Annotated in this window: 7 protein-coding genes; 4 read left to right on the plus strand and 3 right to left on the minus strand. The window is 62.0% G+C overall.

The features are described 5' to 3' along the window. Positions 1-190 precede the first annotated feature (190 nt). Positions 191-1,138: a hydrogen peroxide-inducible genes activator gene (locus AUC71_RS12185; protein ID WP_069624482.1), complete on the minus strand. Its 948-nt coding sequence runs from the start codon at positions 1,136-1,138 to the stop codon at positions 191-193. A 166-nt stretch (positions 1,139-1,304) separates the two neighbouring features. On the opposite strand from AUC71_RS12185, the gene pqqA reads away from it, so the two are divergent. From pqqA to pqqE, 4 genes are all read left to right on the plus strand, one after another. Then, complete coding sequence (gene pqqA / locus AUC71_RS12190; protein WP_069624483.1) at positions 1,305-1,394, plus strand: pyrroloquinoline quinone precursor peptide PqqA; 90 nt, start codon at positions 1,305-1,307, stop codon at positions 1,392-1,394. A 386-nt stretch (positions 1,395-1,780) separates the two neighbouring features. Continuing rightward, on the plus strand, positions 1,781-2,503 hold the full coding sequence (gene pqqC / locus AUC71_RS12195) for a pyrroloquinoline-quinone synthase PqqC (protein WP_069624487.1): 723 nt from the start codon (positions 1,781-1,783) through the stop codon (positions 2,501-2,503). Beyond that, a complete protein-coding gene (gene pqqD, locus AUC71_RS12200) occupies positions 2,500-2,805 on the plus strand; it encodes a pyrroloquinoline quinone biosynthesis peptide chaperone PqqD (protein ID WP_069624484.1) in 306 nt (101 codons plus the stop codon). The genes pqqC and pqqD overlap by 4 nt, the downstream gene beginning before the upstream one ends. 41 nt (positions 2,806-2,846) lie before the next feature. Next, positions 2,847-4,034 carry a pyrroloquinoline quinone biosynthesis protein PqqE gene (gene pqqE / locus AUC71_RS12205; RefSeq protein WP_069624488.1) on the plus strand — a complete coding sequence of 396 codons (1,188 nt, stop codon included), beginning with the start codon at positions 2,847-2,849 and terminating at the stop codon, positions 4,032-4,034. A gap of 63 nt (positions 4,035-4,097) precedes the next feature. Here pqqE and AUC71_RS12210 read toward each other — a convergent pair whose 3' ends face one another. Both AUC71_RS12210 and AUC71_RS12215 read right to left on the minus strand, forming a co-directional pair. Next, positions 4,098-4,766, minus strand: a complete 669-nt coding sequence (locus AUC71_RS12210) for a DUF2189 domain-containing protein (RefSeq protein ID WP_069624485.1) — start codon at positions 4,764-4,766, stop codon at positions 4,098-4,100. 34 nt (positions 4,767-4,800) lie between these two features. Beyond that, positions 4,801-5,463, minus strand: a complete 663-nt coding sequence (locus tag AUC71_RS12215; RefSeq protein WP_069624486.1) for a DUF7847 domain-containing protein — start codon at positions 5,461-5,463, stop codon at positions 4,801-4,803. Between the last annotated feature and the right edge of the window lie 44 nt (positions 5,464-5,507).

The following is a 5,507-nucleotide window of genomic DNA, read 5'->3' on the forward strand; positions in this document are numbered from 1 at the left end:
ATCGAGCCGACCGCGCCAAACGCACCGACGAACACGAGCGCCGCCATGGCGGACGCCGCGATCGCCAAGCCGTTGAGAAAGGCCGGCACCAGCCGTCCCGCGACATAGAAGTCGGAGACCGGACGCACGAGCCGCACGAGTCCTGCCCTGGCGAAGATCAACGCCGCCACCAGGATCGAAATTTGGGTGCTTAGCGTTTTCGGCCTCCCTTCTTGCTGAACGTTTTATTTGGCGCCGCGGCCGCTCCGGCCGGCAGGACATCGCGCAGAAGCTCGCCGAACTGAACAAACTCGGCTTTGCGGGGCGAGGTTTTGCGCCAAGCCAGTCCGATCTCCCGTTTGGGCTCGGGCGCGGCGAAGCGCAACAGGCGAATGTCCCCACCGCGATGGATTTCGCTCGAGATCGCCATCTCGGGCAGAAGCGTGATGCCGTAGCCGTTCGCCACCATCTGCACAATTGTGGCGAGACTTGAGGCGCCGAAGCTCTCGCGGGCCTCGCGCGTCATCATGTGGCAGTAGGACAACGCCTGATCGCGCAGGCAATGCCCCTCCTCCAACAGCAGAAGCCGCTCATCGGCGAGCATGTCGGGCGTGGCGGCTCGTATGCGTGCATTCTCGGCCGTCGCCCGGGTCGCGAGGATGAAGGCGTCGTCGAACAAATGATGGGTCTCCAACTCCGGCTCGTCGATCGGCAGGGCGATGAGAATAACGTCGAGATCGCCGCTCACAAGCTCGTGCACGAGAGTCTCGGTGACCGTCTCGCGAAGCTGCAAGGACAGCGCCGGAAAGCGGCGTTGCAAGGCGGGCAAGGCGGCCGGCAACAGATACGGCGCGATGGACGGGATGGCGCCAAGCTTGAGCACGCCGGACAGCACGCCCTCTTGCCCCTTGGCATAGTCCACGAGGTCGCGGACCGAGGCGAGAATGGTCCGCGCGCGGCGCGCCACCTCCAACCCCTTCTCTGTCAGCTCGATGCCGGACTTGCGCCGCTCCACCAGACTGAGCCTGAGCTCGTCCTCGAGTTCCTTGATCTGCATGGACAGGGCGGGCTGGCTCACCGCGCAAGCTTGCGCCGCATGGCCGAAATGCCGCGTCTCGGCGAGCGATTCCAGATAGCGAAGCTGTCTGAGGGACACCATTGGCGATAAGCAGCGCTTATGTTCTCTATTAGTAAATACGATTGGAAATTATCATGACCCGATCGCATATTCCAATCGCAGAGTTCGGGCGGCCGTTCGGGTTCGCAAAGCTAGAGGGCCGCACCGACCATTGCTTGGTCTATAAACTCGCGGAAGGAGAAACAACATGCGTGAGTGGCACAAGCCGACGATCGAGGAGACGGAGTCCGGTATGGAGGTGACGAGTTACCTGCCGGCCGAGCTGGATCGCGCTTAGTCCGGCTTTTTCTCATCTCGGAAAACGCGAAGCGGCGATCCGGCGAGAGCTAGGTCGCCGTTTCGTTTTTTGGTGCTCAAACTTGGGCCGATAGCGCTCTTTCGGGCTTTCGGCTACCATACCGCCGTAATGGCCGGATCTTGGTCTTCAGGTGTTCTTAATCCGGTATCCAGACAGTGTTCATGAACGAGTCATGAAAATCTCATTCGGTCTCACCATGTTTTAACTTGGTATAGGCCGGTTCGAAGGCGTCACTTAGAAGCGCCGTTAGTAGACGAGTATTTGAGGATTGACGCGCATCAAAGAAGGCGGCGGCGGCGCTGAGCTACGTTATTCCTCCAAAAGACCAATGGTTGAGATCGAGGTAGAGAGCCGTGACCAAGATTATGAGCCCCGAGGAACTGGAGCAGGAACTGCGCGCCATTGGCGCCGCGCAGTACCACGACAAGCACCCCTTTCATAAGCTGCTGCATGGCGGCAAGCTGAACAAAGGTCAGGTCCAAGCCTGGGCGCTGAACCGCTACTGCTATCAATCGGCGGTGCCGCGCAAGGACGCGGCGCTGATCAGCCGCTGCCACGACCGCGAGCTGCGCCGCGAATGGCTGCACCGCATCATGGATCACGACGGCTATGGCGAGGAGGAAGGCGGCATCGAGCGCTGGCTGGTGTTGACCGACGGGCTCGGCCTCGACCGGGATTACGTGATTTCGCGCAAAGGCGCCCTGCCCGAGACCGTCTTCGCCGTCGAAGCTTATGTGAACTTCGTGCGCGAAAAATCTCTCGTGGAGGCCGTGGCGTCCTCGCTCACCGAGCTGTTCGCGCCGAACATCCACAAGGCGCGAATCTCCGGCATGCTGGAGAACTACGACTTCATCAGCGACGACGTGATGGCCTATTTCAGCCGCCGCCTCACGCAGGCGCCGCGAGACGCCGACTTCGCGCTGGAATATGTGAAGCAGAATGCACGCACGCCCGAGGCCCAACAGGGCGCGCTCGATGCGCTCCGCTTCAAGACCCACGTGCTGTGGGCACAGCTCGACGCGCTCCATCTGGCTTATGTCGATCCGGGGATGATTCCCCCGGGCGCCTTCGTGCCGGACCAGGCATGACGGGAGAGACACGGTCTCCCGGCCGGCTCATTGTCGACCGCGAGACGAAACCGCATATGCCGCCCTACCTGAAGCTTCGCCATGACGCGGGGCGCGGGCGATGGGTGCTTCTGGCGCCGGAGCGTATTCTGACGCCGGACCAAACTGCCGTCGCGGTGCTTCAGCTCTGCGACGGGAAAAGAACAGTGGAGGAGATCGCCGCGAAGCTTGCCGAGGAGTATTCAGCCCCCGCCGACGTGATTACCGCCGACGTGCTGGATTTGCTCCAAGGCCTAGCCGACAAGGGATACATAAAGGGATGACCGAGGAGCTCAGGACAGACGAACATTTTCGGAGCGTCACCGTGGACGACGAACCGACCGCAGGCGTGGTTGGCGGCGAGGACGAGGCGGCAGAGCTCTGCGCCCGGGCGCCGGTCGGCCTCTTGGCCGAGCTGACCCATCGTTGTCCGCTTCAGTGTCCATACTGCTCAAACCCGGTCGAGCTTGAAGGCGTCAAGAACGAGCTTTCCACCGAGGAGTGGTGCTCGGTGATGCGCCAGGCTGGCGAGATGGGCATTCTTCAGGTGCATCTGTCCGGCGGCGAGCCCACGGCACGTAAAGACCTCGAGGACATCGTCAAAGCCGCCTCCGAGGCCGGGCTCTACTCTAACCTCATCACCGCCGCGGTCACCCTGAAGCGTGACCGGTTGGAAAACCTTCAGAAGCTCGGGCTCGACCACGTCCAGATCTCGTTCCAGGACGTCGATCCCGAAGGCGCCGAGAAGATCGGCGCCTATCCCGGCGCCACCCAGAAGAAGCTCGAAGTCGCCCGCTGGGTGACCGAGATGGGCCTGCCGCTGACCATCAACGCGCCGATCCACCGCCACAACATCCATAACGTGCCGCGCTATATCGACATGTCGGTGGAGCTCGGCGCGCAGCGCCTGGAGATCGCACACGCGCAGTATTACGGCTGGGCCTTCCTCAACCGCGCCGCGCTGATCCCGACCTACGAGGAGACGCTCGCCTCGATCGATTGCGTCGAGGCGGCCCGCGAGCGCCTGAAAGGCGTGCTCACCATCGACATGGTCGTGCCCGACTACTACGCCAAACGGCCGAAGCCGTGCATGGGCGGCTGGGGCAAGGGCTTCATGAACATCACGCCGGCCGGCAAGGTGCTGCCCTGTCACGCGGCCGAGAGCATTCCGGAGCTCGCGTTCGACAATGTGCGCGACCGGAAGCTGCTCGACATCTGGATGAATTCGGATGCGTTCAATGCCTTCCGCGGCACCGACTGGATGAAAGAGCCATGCCGGTCCTGCGCCTTCAAGGATATCGACTATGGCGGCTGCCGCTGCCAGGCCATGGCGATGACCAAAGATCCCCGCAATACCGACCCGGCCTGCGCGCTATCGCCCTATCACAATGAGATGGTGAAGCTCGCCAAGGACGAAGCGGCCAAGCCCGCGACTGCCTTCGTCTATCGCAATCCGCGCAACGCCGCGGCGGCTCTGAAGTCGAAAGAAGAGCCCCTCGTCCCGGCCGAGTAGACAGGGACCCAACGGACTCGCAGGCGCCCGCTCCGGGCCTCCCGAGCAGCTGAGATCAGCGCCCTATGTCTGCCGCGGCCCGGCTTTGTACAACAGTACGCGGTAGGCTTGTACGCTCGAAAGAGCAACGACTGGCAATGCCACCAAGATTCCTACCAAAAGCGCGATGGTTCCTGCGGCAACGATCAGCCCCTGCGCGATGAGTAACCCCAAGAGCAACCAATAATGACCGCGAACAAGCCGTATGCTCTCCAGGATCGCATCGACGGGCCCCAATTCCTGATCGATGACGATGAAGGGTGTGAACATCACCCAGACCAGAACCATGGCGCTCGCCACCGTGAGCAAAGCGTACGAGATACCAGATGCCGCCTCGCCTACGGCATTCAGCGGCCAGAGCAACAGCGACGCCCCGACAAACTTCCAATATGGACGGAAATGCCAGAGGGCTGAAAGTGTCGCCGTCTCCGGATTAGCGTGCGCCGCGAGATAAAATGAGGTGATTCCCATGCTGACGGGCGCCACTAGAAAGACGCTGACAAGACTGGCAATTATGCTCGAATTTCCGGAGACGGTTTGGATCAGCGCGGCTGGGGCGAGCAATGCAACGCCAATGAGGACGGAGACCCCGGCGAAGAACCACGGACGCATCTTGTAGGTTGCCCATCCGACGCGAAGCGCTGACCCGATAGTGAAGTCCATGCGCCACTGTAGCTCCGCCGCGCCGATCACGGGCGGGGTGTGCGTTTATCAGGTGAATCTTCTGCTAAGCCGCGAGCCTTGCGTCCACCGGGATGGGCCCACGCCCGTCACTGCCGGACAGCACCCGGTAGGCATGGATGAAAGCCAGCGTCGCCACGGGCATGGCGACGAGCAGCCCGACGAAGAGGGCTAGCATCCCGACGAAGACGATCAGCGCGAGCAGCACGACGAGACCAAGCAGAGACCAGCGATAGCCGCGACCGATCCGCATGCTCTCCTTCATGGCCTCGATGGGACCGAGATCCCTGTCGATGACGATGACCGTCGAGAACATGAAAAACACCATCGCGAGGATCCCGGGCACGATCAGCAGGACGAAGCCAATGCCGATCGCAAGCCCGACAAGGATCGACGCCGCCAGGAATTTCCAAAATGGCCGCGGGTGCCACAGCGCCGACAGGTCCACCGTCTCCGGATTGTCATGGGCGGCCAGAAAAAAGGCCGTGACGCCCATGCCGACGAAGGTGCTGAGCGCAAGATTGACGAGACTGCCAATCACCGACACGTCCTCGGCGGAAGAGCCAAGCGCGGAGTCGATGCCGTTCGAGACCGCTCCGACCACGCCATAAGCAAAGACGATCACGACGGTGGCGCCCACGAAGAACCAGGGGCGCTTCTTGAACGTCTCCCACCCGAACCGAATTGCCGATCCCGCCGTGAAGCTCATGCCGCGAACCTACCCATCGACGCGCCGATTCGGGAAAAGGTCCT

The sequence above is a fragment of the Methyloceanibacter marginalis genome (assembly GCF_001723295.1).
GTDB classification, from domain to species: domain Bacteria; phylum Pseudomonadota; class Alphaproteobacteria; order Rhizobiales; family Methyloligellaceae; genus Methyloceanibacter; species Methyloceanibacter marginalis.

Bases quoted from the DNA above. Each gene is read 5' to 3' on its own strand.
- pqqD (WP_069624484.1), top strand. From the start codon at position 2,500: ATGACGGGAGAGACACGGTCTCCCGGCCGGCTCATTGTCGACCGCGAG.
- AUC71_RS12215 (WP_069624486.1), bottom strand. From the start codon at position 5,463: ATGAGCTTCACGGCGGGATCGGCAATTCGGTTCGGGTGGGAGACGTTC.
- AUC71_RS12185 (WP_069624482.1), bottom strand. From the start codon at position 1,138: ATGGTGTCCCTCAGACAGCTTCGCTATCTGGAATCGCTCGCCGAGACG.
- pqqA (WP_069624483.1), top strand. From the start codon at position 1,305: ATGCGTGAGTGGCACAAGCCGACGATCGAGGAGACGGAGTCCGGTATG.
- pqqC (WP_069624487.1), top strand. From the start codon at position 1,781: ATGAGCCCCGAGGAACTGGAGCAGGAACTGCGCGCCATTGGCGCCGCG.